At 35.3% G+C, this 20,208-nt stretch carries 18 protein-coding genes; 4 read left to right on the forward strand and 14 right to left on the reverse strand.

Going from position 1 to position 20,208, the window contains the following annotated elements:
- Positions 1–136: 136 nt before the first annotated feature.
- From groL to FNJ88_RS04895, 4 genes are all read right to left on the reverse strand, one after another.
- Positions 137–1,759, reverse strand: coding sequence for a chaperonin GroEL (groL, locus tag FNJ88_RS04880; protein ID WP_143852103.1), 1,623 nt, complete (start codon positions 1,757–1,759; stop codon positions 137–139).
- A gap of 101 nt (positions 1,760–1,860) precedes the next feature.
- On the reverse strand, positions 1,861–2,139 hold the full coding sequence (gene groES / locus FNJ88_RS04885) for a co-chaperone GroES (protein WP_143852104.1): 279 nt from the start codon (positions 2,137–2,139) through the stop codon (positions 1,861–1,863).
- Positions 2,140–2,298: 159 nt separating this feature from the next.
- Positions 2,299–4,668 (reverse strand): M1 family metallopeptidase, encoded by a 2,370-nt coding sequence (locus tag FNJ88_RS04890; protein WP_143852106.1) that lies wholly within the window; start codon positions 4,666–4,668, stop codon positions 2,299–2,301.
- A gap of 219 nt (positions 4,669–4,887) precedes the next feature.
- Positions 4,888–5,460, reverse strand: a complete 573-nt coding sequence (locus tag FNJ88_RS04895; RefSeq protein WP_143852107.1) for a HupE/UreJ family protein — start codon at positions 5,458–5,460, stop codon at positions 4,888–4,890.
- Between the two features lie 54 nt (positions 5,461–5,514).
- Between FNJ88_RS04895 and FNJ88_RS04900 the strand changes: the two genes are divergently transcribed.
- A complete protein-coding gene (locus tag FNJ88_RS04900) occupies positions 5,515–6,018 on the forward strand; it encodes a DUF6702 family protein (protein WP_143852108.1) in 504 nt (167 codons plus the stop codon).
- On the opposite strand, the gene FNJ88_RS04905 is transcribed toward FNJ88_RS04900, so the two are convergent.
- The 6 genes from FNJ88_RS04905 to FNJ88_RS04930 all read right to left on the reverse strand — a co-directional run bounded on the left by FNJ88_RS04905 (position 6,015) and on the right by FNJ88_RS04930 (position 12,595).
- Entirely contained in the window at positions 6,015–6,587 is a 573-nt protein-coding gene (locus tag FNJ88_RS04905) for an ACP phosphodiesterase (protein ID WP_143852109.1), read from the reverse strand. The two genes, FNJ88_RS04900 and FNJ88_RS04905, sit on opposite strands and share 4 nt — an antisense overlap.
- A 63-nt stretch (positions 6,588–6,650) precedes the next feature.
- Positions 6,651–7,229 (reverse strand): transposase, encoded by a 579-nt coding sequence (locus FNJ88_RS04910; RefSeq protein WP_143852110.1) that lies wholly within the window; start codon positions 7,227–7,229, stop codon positions 6,651–6,653.
- Positions 7,230–7,288: 59 nt separating this feature from the next.
- Complete coding sequence (gene radA, locus FNJ88_RS04915) at positions 7,289–8,635, reverse strand: DNA repair protein RadA (RefSeq protein ID WP_143852111.1); 1,347 nt, start codon at positions 8,633–8,635, stop codon at positions 7,289–7,291.
- Between the two features lie 347 nt (positions 8,636–8,982).
- The gene (locus tag FNJ88_RS04920; protein ID WP_143852112.1) at positions 8,983–9,624 is read right to left on the reverse strand and encodes a hypothetical protein; all 642 of its coding nucleotides are present in this window, start codon (positions 9,622–9,624) and stop codon (positions 8,983–8,985) included.
- 215 nt (positions 9,625–9,839) lie between these two features.
- Positions 9,840–11,534, reverse strand: coding sequence for a bifunctional alpha/beta hydrolase/class I SAM-dependent methyltransferase (locus FNJ88_RS04925; RefSeq protein WP_143852113.1), 1,695 nt, complete (start codon positions 11,532–11,534; stop codon positions 9,840–9,842).
- Positions 11,531–12,595 (reverse strand): phosphatase PAP2 family protein, encoded by a 1,065-nt coding sequence (locus tag FNJ88_RS04930; protein WP_262711474.1) that lies wholly within the window; start codon positions 12,593–12,595, stop codon positions 11,531–11,533. The genes FNJ88_RS04925 and FNJ88_RS04930 overlap by 4 nt, the downstream gene beginning before the upstream one ends.
- Positions 12,596–12,632: 37 nt before the next feature.
- Here FNJ88_RS04930 and FNJ88_RS14495 point away from each other — a divergent pair, with 37 nt between their 5' ends.
- Positions 12,633–12,767 carry a hypothetical protein gene (locus FNJ88_RS14495; RefSeq protein WP_262711481.1) on the forward strand — a complete coding sequence of 45 codons (135 nt, stop codon included), beginning with the start codon at positions 12,633–12,635 and terminating at the stop codon, positions 12,765–12,767.
- 55 nt (positions 12,768–12,822) lie between these two features.
- Here the strand turns inward: FNJ88_RS14495 and FNJ88_RS04935 are convergent, their stop codons facing one another.
- From FNJ88_RS04935 to FNJ88_RS04950, 4 genes are read right to left on the reverse strand one after another with little or no spacing between them, the layout of a single operon-like run.
- Positions 12,823–13,578, reverse strand: a complete 756-nt coding sequence (locus FNJ88_RS04935; RefSeq protein ID WP_143852115.1) for an SDR family NAD(P)-dependent oxidoreductase — start codon at positions 13,576–13,578, stop codon at positions 12,823–12,825.
- 50 nt (positions 13,579–13,628) lie between these two features.
- Positions 13,629–14,678, reverse strand: a complete 1,050-nt coding sequence (locus tag FNJ88_RS04940) for a patatin-like phospholipase family protein (RefSeq protein WP_143852116.1) — start codon at positions 14,676–14,678, stop codon at positions 13,629–13,631.
- A 4-nt stretch (positions 14,679–14,682) separates the two neighbouring features.
- Positions 14,683–15,498 (reverse strand): phosphatidate cytidylyltransferase, encoded by an 816-nt coding sequence (locus FNJ88_RS04945; protein WP_143852117.1) that lies wholly within the window; start codon positions 15,496–15,498, stop codon positions 14,683–14,685.
- Positions 15,488–16,090 carry a CDP-alcohol phosphatidyltransferase family protein gene (locus FNJ88_RS04950; RefSeq protein ID WP_143852118.1) on the reverse strand — a complete coding sequence of 201 codons (603 nt, stop codon included), beginning with the start codon at positions 16,088–16,090 and terminating at the stop codon, positions 15,488–15,490. The genes FNJ88_RS04945 and FNJ88_RS04950 overlap by 11 nt, the downstream gene beginning before the upstream one ends.
- Before the next feature lie 476 nt (positions 16,091–16,566).
- On the opposite strand from FNJ88_RS04950, the gene FNJ88_RS04955 reads away from it, so the two are divergent.
- Together FNJ88_RS04955 and yidC are read left to right on the forward strand one after the other, a co-directional pair.
- Positions 16,567–18,174 carry a CTP synthase gene (locus FNJ88_RS04955; RefSeq protein WP_143852119.1) on the forward strand — a complete coding sequence of 536 codons (1,608 nt, stop codon included), beginning with the start codon at positions 16,567–16,569 and terminating at the stop codon, positions 18,172–18,174.
- Between the two features lie 165 nt (positions 18,175–18,339).
- Positions 18,340–20,151 (forward strand): membrane protein insertase YidC, encoded by a 1,812-nt coding sequence (gene yidC, locus FNJ88_RS04960; protein WP_143852120.1) that lies wholly within the window; start codon positions 18,340–18,342, stop codon positions 20,149–20,151.
- Positions 20,152–20,208: the final 57 nt, after the last annotated feature.

Below are 20,208 nucleotides of genomic sequence, written 5' to 3' on the forward strand. Positions count from 1 at the left end.
TTTTTCATAGTTTAAATTAACCACTAATACACAATTAAATACTCTAAAAAAATTAATATTATGTTAAAAAAATTAATTACAACAAAAACGCCCGGGAAAAATCCCGAGCGTTTATATATTAAATGCAGAACGATAATTACATCATTCCCGGCATTCCGCCACCCATTGGCATTGCTGGCTCAGCGCTTTTTATTTCAGTAATAACACATTCTGTAGTCAACAACATTCCAGATACTGAAGCTGCATTCTCTAAAGCAACACGTACCACTTTCGTTGGATCAATAATTCCCGCTTCATACATATTTACGTACTCATCAGTTTTTGCATTGAATCCAAAGTCTGCTTTACCTTCTGCAACTTTCGCTACGATAACCGAACCTTCTCCACCAGCATTAATCACGATCTGTCTTAGAGGCTCTTCGATTGCTCTTTTTACAATTTTGATCCCTGTAGTTTCGTCCATGTTATCACCTTCAAAATCTAAAGCTTCAATACTCCTAACCAGAGCTACTCCACCACCAGCAACGATACCTTCTTCTACTGCAGCTCTTGTCGCGTGAAGTGCATCATCTACTCTGTCTTTTTTCTCCTTCATTTCTACTTCAGAAGCCGCTCCTACATAAAGAACCGCAACTCCACCAGCTAATTTAGCCAATCTCTCCTGTAACTTTTCTTTGTCATAATCAGAAGTAGTAGTTTCCATTTGAGCTTTGATCTGGTTCACACGTCCTTTGATTTGAGCTTCGTCTCCTCCACCGTTAACTAAGGTAGTATTATCCTTATCAATTACCACTTTTTCAGCAGTCCCCAACATTTCCAAAGTAGCATTTTCCATTGTGAAACCTCTTTCTTCAGAAATAACGGTTCCACCAGTTAAGATGGCAATATCTTCTAACATCGCTTTTCTTCTGTCACCAAATCCTGGTGCTTTTACTGCCGCAATTTTTAGAGAACCTCTTAATTTATTTACTACTAAAGTTGCTAATGCTTCACCTTCAACCTCTTCACATATAATTAACAGACCTTTTCCTGCTTGTGCTACTGGTTCTAAAACTGGCAACAATTCTTTCATTGAAGAAATTTTCTTCTCAACTAAAAGAATATATGGATTTTCTAATTCTGCAACCATCTTCTCTGGATTAGTTACAAAATAAGGAGATTGATAACCTCTGTCAAACTGCATACCTTCTACTACATCAACAGTAGTATCAGTACCTTTTGCTTCTTCTACTGTAATAACTCCTTCTTTTCCAACTTTTCCAAATGCTTCAGCAATCAAGCTTCCGATATTGTCATCATTATTTGCAGAAATTGCAGCAATTTGCTTAATTTTTTCTGAAGAATCACCTACTTCCCGAGATTGAGTTTTTAGATTTTTTACAACTGCAGCTACTGCTTTGTCAATTCCTCTTTTCAAATCCATAGGATTTGCTCCTGCAGCAACATTTTTTAAACCTTCGCGTACAATAGCCTGCGCTAATACTGTAGCTGTAGTTGTCCCGTCTCCTGCAATGTCATTGGTTCTAGAAGCAACTTCTTTTACCATTTGAGCACCCATATTTTCTACTCGGTCTTCAAGTTCTATTTCTTTTGCAACAGAAACACCATCTTTCGTTACGTGAGGAGCACCAAATGATTTTTCAATCACTACGTTTCTACCTTTTGGACCTAATGTTACTTTTACTGCGTTTGCCAATGCATCAACCCCTCTTTTCAAGGCGTCTCTTGATTCAACATCGAATTTTATTTCTTTTGCCATTTTCTTTTGTATTAATGTAGTACCGTCGCGTACTGTTTTACTTTCTAATTATTTTTTATACGAAAAATCTGTTGTACTTTTTATTAGGTACAAACGATATCTTACCCAATTATTCCTAATAAATCACTTTCTTTCATAATAAGATAATCGGTACCATCTAACTTTAACTCAGATCCAGAATATTTACCGTAAAGAACTTTATCACCAACTTTTACAGTGGTAGGTTCATCAACTTTTCCTGGCCCTACTGCTACTACCATACCTTCCTGTGGTTTCTCCTTTGCAGTATCCGGGATGATAATTCCTGAAGCTGTTTTAGTTTCTGCAGCGGTAGGTTCTACCAATACTCGATCTGCTAATGGTTTGAAATTTACTGACATATTTTTTATTTTTTATTGATTATTATGATGTAACGAAATAGTCTAAAAGAATGCCATTAAAGATTTTCAGTAAATATGTCAGCCGAAACATAGGACCGTGAAATTTTGGCAGAAAAAAAGTCATCCCGCTTGGGATGACCTTTAATGTTTTCAATCTCTTTAATTCTTTTTTCCCGCAGCCTGCATTGGATTCACTTTTCCGCTGGCAGCACCTCTTGCAGCGCTTTCCTGTTTCTTTTTGAAGACCTGGAATTTTGAAGTAGGTTCCGGAATTTCACCCCAAAAGTTATTAGCAGTATCGATATCTGCAGTTTCGCGCATTGGATCCAACTGAACAGACTTTACTTTCTTGTCGAAGTAGAACGTTTTAGATACCTTTTGCTCATTTTTTCTCCAAATTTGAGCAGATGATTTATCTGTTAACTTAGAACCATCTTCAAATGTAAATTCTAAAATAATCGGCATTACTAAGCCACCTTTGTTAACAAAATCAATTTGATATGCATTGATATCTTTCAGAGCTGTCCTATCTTTTTTCGGTACAGTTTCCAAATTATCAAATTTAATTTTGTATTCTTTTTTAGTGTCTACCTTCTCCTGTCCACGGTTATAACGCCAGTAAAAATCCTGTGTCTCCTTATCCAAATCTGTATAGAAAACGATATTCTTATCAGCTTTATTTCTAATTTTAGAAATATCTTCAAACTCGTTTTGTTGTGGCTTATCTACAGTATAAGCGAATTCTCTACTTGTAGGAACCGCATCAAAATCAGGTTGCATCACCGTTACTTTATCGATTGCAATATCAACTGGATCGATGCTATAAAACCATCCTCTCCAGAACCAATCCAGATTCTCACCACTAGCATCATTCATTGTTCTAAAGAAATCGGCCGGCTCGGGGTGCTTAAACGCCCATCTTTTCGAATAAGTTTTAAAGGACTTATCAAATAACTCCCTACCCATAATAGTTTCCCGTAAAATATTTAGTCCAGTAGCTGGTTTAGAATAGGCATTCGGTCCAAATTGAATAATATTTTCGGAATTAGTCATAATGGGCTCTAACTGATCTTTCGGTAATTTCATGTAATCAACAATCGTATGTGCAGGTCCACGGCGGGATGGGAATTTATTGTCCCATTTTTCCTCTGTTAAATACTCCACGAAAGTATTTAAGCCTTCGTCCATCCATGACCATTGTCTTTCATCTGAATTAACAATCATCGGAAAGAAGTTATGTCCAACTTCATGGATAATTACGCCGATCATTCCGTTTTTAATTCCTTCGGAATACGTTCCGTCTTTTTCTGTTCTTCCGTAGTTAAAACAAATCATTGGATACTCCATTCCATTTGCCGCTTCTATAGACTGAGCCACTGGATACGGATAAGGAATGGTATATTCTGAATATGTTTTAATGGTATGTGCAATTACTCGTGTAGAGAATTTACGATAAAGATTATAAGCTTCCTTAGCATATAAACTCATCGCCATTACTTCATTCTTATTTTCAGGAATAATCACTTTCATTCCGTCCCAAACGAATTTTCGCGAAGAAGTCCAGGCAAAATCCCGAACATTATCGGCCTCAAACCTCCAAATTTTTCTCTCTTTGGATTTGTTTTTCTCCGCTTTTTTAGCTTCTTCCAGAGTTACAATTTCTACCGGCTCTTTGGCAGTTTGCGCTTGTTTCCATCTCGCTAATTGTACGGGCGTAAGCACTTGGTCATAATTTTTTCCTGCACCAGTTGATGCTACAATATGATCTGCTGGAACATTCATAGAAACTTTGAAATCACCAAAAGCAAGAGCAAATTCTCCTCTCCCTGTAAACTGATTATGTTGCCATCCTTTAAAATCGCTATACACGCACATTCTTGGATACCACTGCGTAATTGTGTACAAATCATTTCCATCTTCTGGAAAAAATTCATAACCACCTCTACCTCCCATGTCCATTCTATCGGATATATTGTAATTCCAGTCAATCTTAAAAACAAATTTCTCTCCTTTTTTCAAAATTTGGGGGAGATCAATTCTCATCATGGTTTTATTAACCACATATGACAATGGATTCCCGGTTGCATCTGTTACTTTTTGTAAGTTAACTCCATATCCATTATTTTTTACAGGTAATTCTGAGGTTTTCAAATCAGCCGAATTAGCTTGTCTTGGTAAGAAAGTAGAACTATCGAAACCCGCATTATTAATAGAAGAATGCTCGTTTTCATCTAATTGTAGCCAAAGATAATCTAGATTATCTGGTGAATTATTATAATAGGTAATGGTTTCTGATCCTCTCAAATTTCTTTTATCCTCGTCCAGATAAGCGGTGATATCATAATCTGCCCTATTCTGCCAATATCCTTGTCCAGGTGCTCCGGAACCGGTACGGTAATAATTAGGTGTGGGAAGAATTGTTCCGAGTTGCTCAAATTTATTCCCATGATTACTCGTTGGATTGTTTTGGGTATTTTGTCCAAAAATAAAAGCAGAGCAAAATAAAAGACTTAGTAATTTGAGTTTCATAAAGATAGAATTTAGGAGGGGTGAATTTTCAAATTTAAATATTTTTCTTGGAATAAGAATAATATTATGTTAAAAACATTTTGTCTTCTGCGTCCTCTCGTAATTAAACTAACCAAGGGCAAAAAAAGACAGCGTGTTTGATTTTATTTATTTTGATTTGAATCCCCGAAACCCATTACCTCTTTCAAAAGAAGATCGAAAAAGCACTCCAATACAAATCTAAATACGCTCTAGAATCATTTGCCCGGAAAGCACAATAGCAATAACCGAAATACCAATTATCCAAAACTTTTGTTGAAACTTAAAAAATCTTGTTAGCAAATACAACAATCCCATAACCAATAACACAACGGTAATTTGTCCTAATTCTAACCCAATATTAAATCCTAATAGCGGAACGGCGATATTCTGCTCGGAAGCCATCGTCATTCGGGCCGTATTCGCAAACCCCATCCCATGAATCAAACCAAAAACCAACGCCAAGACATAATTGATCTTCATGAGTTTTGTCTGACTTTTACGGAATAATATATTGTCGGCTGCAGTGAGCATAATGGTAATCGGAATTAAAACTTCCACTAAATTAGATGGAAGTCGGACTACATCTAAAACACTCAAAGCCAAAGTTGCTGAATGACCAATAGTAAATGCAGTAATTAAAATAAGAATTTTGCGCCAGTCTTTATAAAAATAAACAGCCACTAACACCAAGATAAATAACTGGTGATCTAATGCATCCCATGAAATAATATGTTCCCAACCAAGTTCTAAATAAAATAAGAAGTCTCTCATGCTAAAAATTTTTACGAAAATAATGATTAATTTCGTCATCTGATTTTTAAAATAATGTTGAGAAAATTCTTATTACTTTTCACCGTGTTCTTTTCTCTTTGGTCTCAAGCCAAGAATATCCACCCATATCATGTAGGTTCGGTAGAATTCAATTATAATTCAAAATCGAAAACATTTGAAATTACCGGAAAATTCTTTCTGGATGATTTAGAAAATGCACTGAAAGAGAAGTATGGTAAAGCAGTTCATTTTAACGATGAAAAATATAAAGCACAGATCAATGAGCTCTTGAAAAATTATTGCGAAGAATATTTGAAACTGAAAGCTGACAATAAATTCCTTAAAATTAATTATATAGGATTTGAAGAAGATAGTGAGGCCGTAAATATTTACTTAGAATCTGAATCGGTGAATACTCCCAGAAAAGTGGAAACGGCAGTGAGCTTCCTCTATAATTTTTTTAATGATCAAATGAACATTATCCATATCATAGTTAATGGAAAGCGCCAAAGCGAAAAACTAAATTATCCTGACCGTTACCTTTATAAGTCTTTCTAGAAATTCGCATTTATCTCCTGCGTATGTACGAGAAGATCCGGAAAAAAAATATCGAAATGCTTTTTCAGTTGCGGCTTGTTATTAAGAAAAACCTCGTAAACTGCTAAGCTTTTATCCAAGTATTTTGCTTTATTCAAAACATTCTGCATCGAATATTTGATTCCCCAATCCTCCTTGTAATTGTAGAGCCAGTTGTCTTTCTCCATTCCATCTACCATTCTTACAAGTTGTTCAGGAAGGAATTCTTCATATTTCCTCAAAGCATTGTATACTTTGTTCGCATGTTTTTGCAAATTTTTATCAGACAAAGAATTTGCGAGAAAGTAATCCATTGACACATCGACAAAAGCACCAGAATACAGCCTCACCAAAGGACTGAAAATTTTCTTAGCTTCACTCAGTTCCGGATGTGAATCCGTAAAGGTATCGATTTCGCGGTGCAATGTAATTCCCTGCTGCATTCCTTTAGGATAAGAATAACGATCTCTGTTGGTAATAAAATCTTCTAGAAATTGTCCAACTATTTGTTCATCCGTAAAAGCGAGATAAGAATGGGCGAGGTAGTTCATGGAATGTTGGATTTGGGGAGCGCTGTTAGAGCTTCGAGCTCTAACAGCGCTTAGTGTTTTATTTTAAACCTGATAATTTTGCAACGCTAATTTAAAATTATCTTTATCATTAAATAATGATATCACTTCAAAACTTTCAACAAACAAGTTGATCTCCTTTAAAATGTCATTTACAGATGAATACGGATAACTTAAAAAATCATTTGTTATTTTATGCTTTTCAGCATTCTTATTAATATACAAAATAATATTAACGAGTTGCTGTTCCGTGGTGATTTCTTTTCTTCTAAAAGGCAATTCGAAAAGCTTCCTCGTTCTGCCAAAATGTTTATTGATCGCTTGCGAATAACTGTTAAAAGTATTTGAAAATTGCTGGCTAATAATAGATTCAATTTGCGAGATTTCTTTTTCTGGAAAATTTATTCTAATCAGATCTTCGCTTTTTATTCTCACCAAAATATGAAAATGATTCTGCAATAAACAATAACTGTGGATTTCAGCAACAGGTTTTATTTTTTCTGAAATGAGTTTTAGAAAATAAAGATAATTTTGATGATTGAAAAATAGCTGCCCTCCATTTATTCCTCTGTTATAAATATGATAGAAATGATCTGGTTTTAAAGGGGATATGTTATTTTTCATTTTTCGGATATTTTTAAGCGCTGTTAGAGCTTTAAGCTCTAACAGCGCTCTGCAAATTATTAAAACAAACACTCATGAAAATCCTCGATCTTGCTTACTTCCACGATGACGATTCCGTATTTTTTCTTTGGGATTTTATTGAGGTTTGAAACAAATATTTTCTCGTATCCTAATTTCTCTGCTTCAGAAATTCTTTGCTCAATCTGCGGAATCGGGCGAATTTCTCCGCTTAATCCTATTTCCCCAGCAAAACAGAAATGTTCAGAAATCGCAACATCTTCATTCGACGAAAGAATTGACGCCACCACCGCCAGATCCAAAGCAGGATCTCCCGTTTTTATTCCGCCTGTTATATTCAGGAAAACATCTTTCGCACCTAACTGAAAACCGGCTCTTTTCTCTAAAACTGCTAGCAACATATTCAGTCGTTTCGAGTCAAAACCTGTGCAGCTTCTTTGCGGCGTTCCATAAACCGCCGTACTTACTAAAGCTTGAATTTCAATTAGCATAGGACGGTTTCCTTCTAAAGTTACAGCCACAGAATTTCCGGAAAGCTCTTCGAATTTCTTGGTAATTAATATTTCGGAAGGATTTTTTATCTCCTTCAAACCTTGCGAAACCATTTCGTAGATCCCGATTTCGGCCGTAGAACCGAAACGGTTTTTACTCGCTCGCAATAATCTAAACAAATGATTTCGGTCTCCATCAAAATTTAAAACAACATCGACCATGTGTTCCAAAACTTTTGGTCCTGCGATCTGACCGTCTTTGGTGATATGACCAACCAAAAAAACCGGCGTATTGGTATCTTTCGCGTATTTAATAATTTCATTAGAACATTCTCTAATCTGAGAAACCGTTCCCGGAGAACTCTCGATCGTCTGACTTTGAAGCGTTTGAATAGAATCAACAATTAAAAAATCAGGTTTCAATTTTTTAGCTTCGTGTAGAATCTTCTCTACGGAAGTTTCTGTAAAAAGAAAACAGTTTGGATTTTGAAGTTCTGTTAACCGGTCTGCACGCATTTTTATCTGCGATGCACTTTCCTCCCCAGAAACATAGAGAATCTTCTTCTTCATTTTTAAAGCCAGTTGCAACAACAATGTCGACTTTCCAATTCCTGGTTCGCCACCAATTAAAGTGACAGAACCCAACACGATTCCTCCACCCAGCACCCGATTCAATTCTTCAGAAGGACTTATAATTCTCGGTTCTTCAAAAGTTTCCACTTCAATAATATTGATGATATGCTGTTTTGAGCGATCGGTAAAACTTTTGGTTGTAGATTTCTCTACAATTTCTTCCACCAAAGTATTCCACTCCCCGCAATTTTTACACTGCCCGAGCCACTGGGGATAATTGGTTCCACAATTCTGACAGATATATGCTGTTTTCACTTTTGCCATGTTGCGAATTTCCTGAAAATATTTGAATAAAGAAAAGTTTTGTGATCAGGAGCAATTAAAATTTCGCTTCGTTCAAAATCAGGCGCGCTTTGAGCTGTAATTCCTCAAGGCTACAAACATCTTCACTTTTTCATTTCCCATTAAAATCAAATTATTAAAGTTTGAAATAAGAACCTAAAAATTATAATAAAACTTCCTTATTTTTAAAAACAAGGAAGTTAAGTATAAAGGAGATCTTCAAAAAAATAATCAGTCCTGACTTTTCCGAGGATTTAGATTTTGCTTAGTGATTAATATCGAAGCAAGTGAGGCGACAATTAATTGATCATTATCACTTAGGGACTTCTTTATCCAAACTTTTCCGTTTCCGATAACGGAAACCGCTCCAACAGAAACACCATTCCGAAAAAGCTCGTATCCGAACGTTTTACTATCGTCTGTAAAAAATTGTTTCCAGCAAGTTGTTTGGTACCTTTAATCTCTATTGTATTACCTTCTTCATCCATAGCAATCCCATTGTCAGTTTCAGATTTAAGTGAAGAACCTGAATTGTCATTTTGTATAAGAACTTCCCAAACTGGACCATTGTTTTTTGGCATAATGATACCGAAATAACCATTCCACAAATGATCTGCATAATTTTGCAAACCTTTAAATAATTTAAAATTATTATTATCGAAGTTACTGGATCCTACAATTTCTGCAGAAGAGCCATTTAAACCAAATTGGGTAAACTCAATAGGTTGTTTTGCTTTTTCATGTTTAATCCTTAGAACACTCAACTCTGTCCTGTTCGTCCAACCTCTTTTAACCGGAGAAGTATGAAAACCCCCAAAAGAAATTTTTTGATTAATTAAAAGTCCGGCATTTCCTTTCACATCCATTACCGAAGAATTCTGTTTTAGATTTTCAGAAACTGCAATATTTGAAGTAGAACAAGAAGTCAGTAATGCAAAAGCAAGTACATAAAGAAGTAATTTTAATTTCATATTTTCAGGTGTTTTAGCATTCGATTATCTTATATTAATAAAGTTAAAAGTATTGAAATATTATTTTTAAAATCAATGTAAATGATATATAATTCGGTAGTTTATTTTTGTCCAAGTCAACAAAAGATAAAGCCTGGAACAAACTTGGGTTAAATCCCAACTCGTTCCAGACTCTAAAATTCTAATTGCAGCAAAATGCAGAAATTATAATTGAACTAAGCATTCACTTTCGCAGATGAAACGGTAAAAATCCCGAAATCATCGATCAGCATATGCTCTTTTTGAATGTCGTTGTACGTCATCAATCGATCTAGTTCTTTTTGAGAACGTCTTCTCATGACCCAATTTTTCTTCTGGTGGCTGTTTAAAACGTACGCAATCATTTTCAATTGCGGATGCCACGGCTGGCCTGTATAAACGACGTAAGAATTCTTCTCAGCAATTGAACGAATACCGGCGAGTGCTTTACTGGCCAGTTCATTATCGCCAAAAAGCTCTAAAATGCCTGAAATAATAACAATATTGGGTTCGAAATTAACTTTCTTATAGGTTTCAGGATCAAAACAGTCAAAATTGGTGAACCTTACATTTTGATATTTTCTCTCATTGATCACTTTTTCTCCGACCGTAATATTATCCTTTATAAATTCATTAATTACAATTTCCGCCTCTGGGTATTTATCTTTGATATCAAAAAGATAATTTCCAGTACCTCCAGCAACATCTAGAATTTTAATCTTACGACCTTCTTTCTGTAAATTTTCTATATTCTTTTCCAGAAGTTGTAATAAATGTTGTTTGCGGATTCTAATTCCCTTCCAACCAATGGCTTCGAGGTAATTCTTATCCATCATTTTACCAAAGCCTAACTTGCCTTTTGGCTGATTATGATAGACATAGTTTAATGAAATTCCAGAATCGAAACCATGTTTGATTCCAATTGCCATCCCATCGCTCATTTTCCCAATCTTGCTAAGAGACCATTTCTGGAATTTGTAATTCAGATTATTACCCACTTTATTTTGAAGATCATCATGCTCTTTAACCGAAAACTGGTCGGGTTTTAAACTGGCTTCTTTTTGAGGTTGATTAAAACATTCGTCTGCAAAAGCCTTAACCTTATCGTACACCATTTCTTTTTGGGTCTCGAATAATATCCCATGAAAAAAGTCTGGTAACACTTCAACTTTCTTCAACTTGGTATCTAATTGATCGAAAAATATTTTTTGATCAGAATTGAAAACCACTTTATCTTTTTCGGCAGATAAGATCAGAGTTGGCGTATCAATTGCTGACGCATCTTCTACCAGTCGCTTGCCGGCTTTTGCTAAATCTATTAGTAATTCAGCATCAATCGATCTGGTAATTAGTGGATCTTTATCATAAGCTTTTTGCTCCTCTACATCGTGGGTGAGCATTTCCGCTTTAACGTAACTTTTAATGATCAATCCTTTTTTCAGTTTCGTTCCAAGCGTAATCATCTCATTTGCGAAAGGGACGATCAAGTTGATTCTGAAAGCCGGTGCAAGCAGGGCCATTCCAGCAATATTCGGGGCGTAATCGTGCACCCAGGCAGAAGCAACCACACCACCAATACTATTTGCAAGGACAAAAATATCGGAAGAGATAAGCTCATATTTTGTTTCCAAAAACTTTGCAAAAGAATCTAAATCTCTTACATAATCCATGAAAACGGAAGATGTTTCCGTTTTTGTATGCCCATGCCCACGCAAATCAAAAGCGAAAATATTAAATTTGGAAAACTGTGGTGATTCGGCGATATGGTCTAACCTTCCCGAATGCTCATGTCCACGATGTATAACGATGATGCTTTTTTGAGTAGGTTGAAAATTCCATTCGCGATAAAAAATTTCGCTGTGATCAAAACTGCTAAAATGTCCTGAATTCATAAATTATTTGTTTTTAAAAAATCCTGTAAATATTTTTGAATTACAGTGTGCTTATTTGCTTTTGTTACTATTATTATTGCTTCTTCTAAAGGTAAAGATAGAATTTTTTTGACTACCAGAATACCAATGACCGCACTTCTGGTAAATCCCATTGTACAATGAATAAGAATTTTCCCACCGGCCGGAAGTTGCGTGTAATTCGTCGTAATCTGTAAAACTAGTTTCTTCGTTACTATCAATTCGAAAGAACCAATATCTAAAAAAGGAACACAAAAATATTGAGACTTTTCTTTAATTACATCATTCTCTTCGAGTTCAGCGGACAAGTCATATACGAAGGTCTTTTCATTAAAATCAAAATCTTGAATCTCTGTTTTATCCAACTTTGAGGAGATAAAAAGCCCAGGCAAAATTCTAGTCGGCTTTGTGTACTTTCTCAAAAATTTCCAGAAAAACCAATATATTGCTCGATACGGAAAATAGAAAACTTTTTTATAAAAAGGAATATTTCCATAGCGGTCTTTTAAAAAATGAATATTGTTTTTTTGATATTGATAACCGATCATAAAAATAACGAGAACAATCCAAACTAAAATCAACCAGAAATGCGCGTGAAACTGATTTAATATTAAAACCAATAAAACAGTTATCCATCCTACTAAAAAGTAATAATTGGCCACCTGAAAATTCCTTAATTGAAAATTATTTTTCTGAAATGGAAAAATTATAAAACTGATTTGGGCCAAAATAGCTCCACAAATAATATCGATAAAATGATGCTGATACGTAGTAATCGTAGAAAGAGCCAACAAGAGAAGCCAAAAAGCCGCAAGAGCTCGCCAATAACTTTTAAGATTTCGGAAGACCGTCCAGAAAAGGAGAGCAAAAGCTACATGTAGTGAAGGTGCTTGATTATAAGGAGAATCAACCTTACTTAAAAACTGAAAGAAGAATTGGAAGATGGTATTGTTTGCTTCTGGTTTTATTAAAGAAAATCTTAAAGGAAATAATAAGAAACAAATTCCCGCAGAGATAATGATGAAAAGCATACGCTTGGTCAAAGTAGTTAGTTCGTCTTTGTTCTTACAGAAGAAAAAGATGGAACAAAAGAATATCCCGCTTGTTAAATACGGAACGATTGTCCAAGAAATAAAAGGAATGTACGGTTCAAAACTGAAAACAAAAGAGGGAACAAAATCTGAGGTAGAAGTATACCACGCCGAAAAATGGTAAACCACTGCAAAAATGCCGGCACATAAAATAAAGGTTCTTATTTTCTTTTTTAAACCTAGTCGTTTTTCATCCATTTGGCTTTTCTATACATGATGAGGTTAAGAAATGACGAAGGAAGAAAGGATAAGGATTTCATCATCCATTTCATTTTTGTAGGGAAAATGAGTAGTTTTTCCCGATCGTTAATAGCGGTAGAAATTATTTTAGTTGCAGAATCAATATCGATCAGAAATGGTTTTTTACTTACATCGCCCTTATTTAACGCTCTCAATTTCGGGGTGTCGATGTAGCCAGGAGCAACGGTAGTCACGCAAATTCCAAAAGGCCTCAAAGCACGATGGTAAGCGTCTGCAATTTGAATGACCGACCTTTTCGTTTTGGTATAAAGACTGGAGTTTTCATAATCCAAGATGCCCGACACGGAGGCGATCACTGCAATTTGACCCGACTGCTGATTTTTCATTGCGGTCCTTGAAACTTCAAAGCAGTTGATGGTTCCTAAAATATTCGTTTTTAGCATCTGCTCGGCTTCTTCGTATGAAATCTGCCCAACAACATCTTCTGCGTAACTTCCGGCGCAATTTATAAAAAGATCGAGATCTTCTTTTTCATTTAGAAATGACTCTACTGCTAAAAATACAGAAGACATGACTGAAACATCAGCTTCATAAACTTGTAAGTCGACCTCTTTATTATTCGGAACTGTGGTAACATTTCTACCACAAATACCCACGCGGCAACCTGTGGAACTGTAATGTTTCGCTAAAGAATATCCGATTCCTGAAGTGCCGCCTGTAATGAAAACTGTCATTATAATTTAAAACATTCGTTAATAGTAGAGGTAAAATTTCAAAATAATTCTTAATCTATATCTCTTTTTGGAAAACAGTTCATGGTTTGTTGAAATCCGTAATTCCACTGCCTGTCCATGTCTTTCCGAAACTGGCCGTACGATTTTGGTAAAGAGAGGGAAACTTCCAGTTTTCTCCAATTGATCGTTTTCTTTATGTAATGTCCTTTCAATTCTGTTTTAATATGGCTGGTATCAATTTGAAAATCAGCTTTTTGACATTTAATTTCATCTAATCGTTGATTTCCGCTGTATCCTAAGACGGCACGAACAAAAGCTTCTTCGACTAAAGTATAGGATTGCTTCTCCTCAACTATTACGGTCTTCGCTAAATGTCTTGCTAATTCGATCGGAATTAAATCGATGGCTCCACCAGCATAATATTTATCTTCAAGAAAAACAGGAGCGACATAAAACATATCTGAAACAGAAATTCTAGCACTGTTAAGCATCGATAAATCAGTTTTGACCTTGATGTTAGCAGAAACTGCACTGTTCATAAAATTTTCAGATGATAAACCTAATTTTTTTAGATCAATTTTACGCGCTGTCATCGAATCTGTAAAAATTACTTTTTGATATAGCTTTCGATGATTTCTTTCCTGTCCAATATTTTTAGGATCAAAAAGTATTTCAGAACCGATAATCAGCGTTGGAATTTCTTTAGAAAAGCTGATCTTTTCCAAATAAGGAAAGTGACTGGATAAATCCTGGTTCATTTCCGCCAAATATTTCCCAATGACATTTTCTATAAAAGGAGCATTTCTCTTTTCCCGAATTTTACGCAGAGAAAGAAGTCCAATTCTAGAAAGTTTGTTCTCCGTCGTCAGTTGAACTTTTGTTACAAAATTAAAATAGTCTTGCGACTTCAAATATTCTTTGCGCGATTCATTGTCAGGAAAAGCATTAATGACTGTTGCAGCGAAAGCTCCACCACAAGTTGCAATTAAAACATCTGGTTTTCGATTTAATTTCTCCAACGCTGCAAACATTCCCAGATAAACCATGAGCCTTGTGCCACCACCGGATAAAATAAAAGCATTATTAAATGGAGTCTCCATGATTTCAATTATTAAGAAGTAAAGGTAAAATCCAAAAAAAGATGGGCGCATTAAAAATCAGACTATCCATCCTATCGAGCAAACCTCCATGTCCTGGAAGAAGATTTCCCGTGTCTTTTATATTCGTTTTTCTTTTTAGGAAAGACATCAACACATCTCCAAAAAACCCTGAAATCCCCAGAATTAATCCTAAAATGATATTAATTAAAATATGCGATGGTAAAAGGAAATATCCCAAAATTGTACTTAATAGCATCGTAAGTAGAACTCCACCAACAAACCCTTCCCAGGTCTTGTTCGGACTGATCTTCGGCGTGATTTTATGTTTCCCAAAGAATTTACCCATTAAATACTGAAAGACATCGTTGACCTCGGTAATTACTACCAGGAAAATAAGTGCTTTTACACCAAAAACCGTCTCTCTTACCAATGCCAAATGAGGAAAAATGAAAAGCGCGATTACTAAACCAATGCTAATTCCTGTCATCTGCTTCGCGGAAACTTTTATAGATAAGAAAAATAAAACAACGGCCAATGCGAACGACATAGCATAAAGAAGGTAATTTTCAAAATTAAATAAATACAATAACAGGAATTGAACGATAGCCAAAATTACGGAAACGACCACTTTATACCGTTGAATTTTAAACATTCTCAAAAACTCAAAAAAGACCTGAAATCCTATCCAGGAAACGAAAATTTTCATAGCGATCGGATGGGAAATCCCTAACGCAAAAGCCAGAATGATAAACATCCAGGTTTTGATCCGAAGCGGAACATCTGCAAACTTGTTATCAGAAATATTATTTTCAAGCTTCATTCAGCGCTTTCTTAAGTCTCGTAAAAGTACTGATTAGCAACAGCAAAATAACTGCTCCAAAAATATAATTTGAATAACTGGAAATATGGACTCCAATGAATGTCACAATACCATAAACCCCTAAAAGAAGAGCGCGATCACTTTTACCCATCGGTCCCTCATAGCGGCGGTCTTCTCCTATTACTTTACCCAATAATCCTGAAAATTCATTTATGACACTCAGCACAATAAAAGCAACGACTAAATAAAGACTGTCCGGTTGAAACTTCAATAACGGAAAAAAGATAATGACATCAGAAACGATATCGCCTACTTCATTTAGGACTTCTCCCAACTTGCTCATTTGATTAAATTTACGAGCCATCATTCCATCCAACGCGTTTAAAGCCATTCTCAATAAAAGGCCGATCGGTAAGCTTAGAAAAAACCAATTGTAGGAATCGGCATTCCAAAATAATATTCCAATGATCATGGACAATATAATTGAAGCGATCGTAATTTGATTAGCGGTTACTTTCCGCTTGTGCAAAAAGAGAAGAACCGGATTAAGAAGTTGCTGAAATTTGGGTTTTAACTGGTAAACGGAAATCATTAAAGTGTTTTTTTATCGTACTCAAATCTAGGAATTTTATTAGAAACTATATAAAATGTTTATGAAATATTGAGAAAGGATTAATTACGAGTGAACATGCTGAATTTCATTTAAACTACGAAAGATACAATAAACTGACCTGCACTATTTATCTAAAAGATTAAAAAAGAAGGGTCTATAAAATCTTCTCTTCAAAGGCTAAAAGTAACATACCGTTGTTAAAAGATTTTACACTATTCTACCAGAGTGCACTTTCCTCGGCCTGTAAACACAAATTAAATATAAAATCTGTACCTTCAATTTATACCACTTCTGATTTAAATAAAATTCTTTTTTGCGAATAAAGAATTGAAAAAGATGCAGTGCTTCAGCAACTCAGGATCAACTGCAAGCGTGTTCCTGAATCTTGAAAATTTTAGTTCACCTTTATTTGCGCCATCTTTCAAAATCCATTAACTTTGCACAAACCTAAACTAATGAGTAAAAAGAATACGAAATACATCTTCGTAACCGGTGGTGTAACTTCTTCTTTAGGCAAAGGAATCGTCTCTGCGTCACTTGGCTTACTGCTAAAATCGAGAGGATTCAATGTCACAATCCAGAAACTTGACCCCTATATCAATATCGACCCGGGAACTCTAAATCCCTATGAACACGGCGAATGTTACGTGACTGAAGACGGTGCAGAAACCGATTTGGATCTTGGTCATTACGAAAGATTCCTAAATTCCAATACTTCCCAGAATAATAATGTAACGACTGGTAAAATCTACCAAACTGTTATTGAAAAAGAAAGAAAAGGAGATTTCTTGGGAAAAACCGTTCAGGTGATTCCTCATATTACCAATGAAATCAAGCGTCGCATCAAAATGTTGGCGAAACAAAATTACGATATCATCATCACCGAAATCGGTGGAACTGTGGGCGACATAGAATCGCTTCCTTATATAGAGAGTGTTCGCCAATTGAAATGGGAATTGGGCGAACATAATTCTATGGTGATTCACCTAACATTACTTCCTTACCTTGCCTCTAGTGGTGAATTAAAAACCAAACCTTCTCAACATTCTGTTCGTCAATTAATGGAATCCGGGATTCAAGCTGATGTTTTAGTTTGTAGAACAGAGCACGTTATTCCGAAAGAACAAAGAATGAAATTGGCGCAATTCTGTAATGTAGCTTTAGAAAACGTAATCGAATGTAAAGATCTGGAAACCATTTATGAAGTTCCTCTTTACTTGCAAAAACAGGATTTCGATGATGTTGTTTTAAAGGAATTGAATTTAAAATCTGACAAACAAGCTGATTTAAAAGACTGGAAAACCTTCCTTAAAAAATATAAAAACCCGAAGAAAAAAGTAGAAATTGCTTTGGTTGGTAAATATGTTTCATTACAGGATTCTTATAAATCTATTGCAGAAGCTTTTATTCACGCCGGTGCTGATTTGGAAACTGAAGTTAAAGTAAGATGGGTTTACAGTGGAGAAATTGATGAAAGCAATATCGCAGAGACCTTTGCAGGAGTTGATGGAATGCTCATTGCTCCTGGATTTGGTGATCGAGGAATTGAAGGGAAAGTTTTATCAGCTAAATACGCGAGAGAAAACAATATTCCACTTTTAGGAATCTGTCTGGGAATGCAAATAATGACCATTGAATTCGCCAGAAATGTCTTAGGTTATAAAAAAGCAAATTCCATGGAATTTGACACTTCGACTCCAGAACCGGTAATTTCTTTAATGGAAGAGCAGAAGAATGTAGTTGAAAAAGGTGGCACTATGAGATTGGGCGCTTGGAAATGCACTTTGAAAGCAGGCTCCAACTTGAATGATATTTACGGTACCAAAAATATTTCAGAAAGGCACCGTCATCGTTATGAATTCAATTCCGAGTTCAGATCAGAATTTGAGAAGAATGGATTAGTCCCAACCGGCTTTAATCCAGAAACTGATCTTGTTGAAACTTTGGAATTAAAAGACCATCCTTTTTATATAGGAGTACAATATCATCCTGAATATAAAAGCACAGTTGCTTCACCACATCCTTTATTTAAAGCATTAATTAAAGCATCTACTAAAAATTAAAAAGAAGGAGGTAAAAGACGAAATGTTTTTTATCTCTTTCCTTTTTAAATGAAGGGTGAAAAAATTCTTCATTGCCAAAAATTTCAGTATTTTTGTCACCCAAAATTAAAAGGTAAAGATTTACAAAATTAAAAACCTTGAAATTAAAATTTCAAATAAATTAAAATGCAGCAAAACAACGGTTTAGATAAAAACCAATTAATCATTTTCGTACTATTTACGATGATGCTAGTTGGCTTTATGTTTTATTTCCAAAGCAAACAAAAAGTTGAACAACAAGCGAATGGTAATGCAGATAAAACACAAGTAGCGCAAAAGCCAGCAGAAAACACTACAAAACCTGCGATGGTAACCAATCTAAATGACAGCGTTCAGGTAAATTCTATTCAGAAAGTAGAATTAAAGAACAAAGAATTGACGGTTGCAATTTCTTCTTTGGGCGGCCAACTTTCTACTGTTGAACTGAACGAATACAAAGCTTACAATAAAGCAAGCGATATTAACGATAAAAAATTATTACTTTTTGATAAAAACAACTCCACTTATGGATTCCAGTTCAAGGATAAAACTGGAAAAGTTTTTAACACTAAAGATTTAGTTTTCGCACCTACTCAGAGCGGGAATTCGGTAACGATGCAAGCTAATGTAAATGGCGCAACTATTCAGTTTATCTATACATTACTGGATAAATACACCATTGACTTTAATGTAAAAACACACGGATTATCTCAGGTGGTGTCTGATTCTAAAGCGGATTTCGTTTGGGATTTCAGTGCGAGACAAATGGAAAAGGGCCGTTCTCAAGAGCAAACCCATACCGAGTTTAACTATACGTTTGATAATTATCAAAGTTTTGATTACGATGGAAGAACAACCATGGAAGAACCAAAAGAAACACTAAACTGGTTAGCGATTAAACAGCAGTTTTTCTCTATGGTAATTGAACCACAAAATGGCTTCAAAAACTCTCATGGTTCACAAGATATGATTGATGAAGGAGAATTTGTGAAAAAATTCAATTTTAACGGTCAGGTTGATTTAGTTGGAAATGAATTGAACCAAAACTTCAAATGGTACTTTATGCCATTAGATTTACCCTTGTTGAAATCTTACGATAAAAATTTCGATGAATTACTTCCTTTAGGTTGGTCATTTATCGGAACTTTGAACAGATGGTTTTTCATACCTATGTACAACTTGATTTCAGGGTGGGGAATTGCTGCAGGATGGGTTATCTTTTTAATGACAATCATCGTGAAAATTATTTTATCGCCGGTAATGTTTAAACAGCATAAGCTGAGTGCGATGATGAGAGTTATTCGTCCAGAAATTGATGAAGTAAACGCCAAATACAAAGGTGCCGATGCGATGAAAAAGCAACAGGAAACTATGGCAGTTTACCGAAAGGCTGGTGTAAATCAAATGGCAGGCTGTCTCCCAGGGTTATTGCAGGTCCCAATTTTCTATGCGCTCTTCCGATTCTTCCCGAATATGATTGATCTGCGCGGAAAAAGTTTTTGGTTTGCCAAAGATTTAACTGCGTATGATGATGTGATTAAACTACCTTTTCATGTTCCATTACTTGGTGACCATTTAAGTATTTTCGCAATCGCATGTACGGTAGTTATTTTAATTTATACCATTATGACTGCAGGTAATATTCAGCAACCTACTCAAGAAGGAATGCCAAATATGAAAGTCATTATGTATATCTTCCCGATTACGTTCTTGTTTTTCTTAAATACCTCAGCATCAGGACTTTCTTGGTATTATTTCGTATCCAATGCAATTAACATCTTAATTATTTTGGTGATCAAATACTGGATTTTAGATGAAAAGAAAATTCATGCTCAAATACAAGCTAACAAGCAAAAAGAGCCAAAGAAAGAGGGGAAATTCCAGAAGAGAATGCGTGAAATGATGGACAAAGCGCAAGAGCAGCAAAAAGCGCAACAGCAGACTGGAAAGAAAAAATAAAAACACTATATTTATCAAGAGTATTAAAGACGGGAGAGCATATCTTCCGTCTTTTTT

It is taken from the genome of Chryseobacterium sp. SNU WT5, from assembly GCF_007362475.1.
Lineage (GTDB): Bacteria > Bacteroidota > Bacteroidia > Flavobacteriales > Weeksellaceae > Kaistella.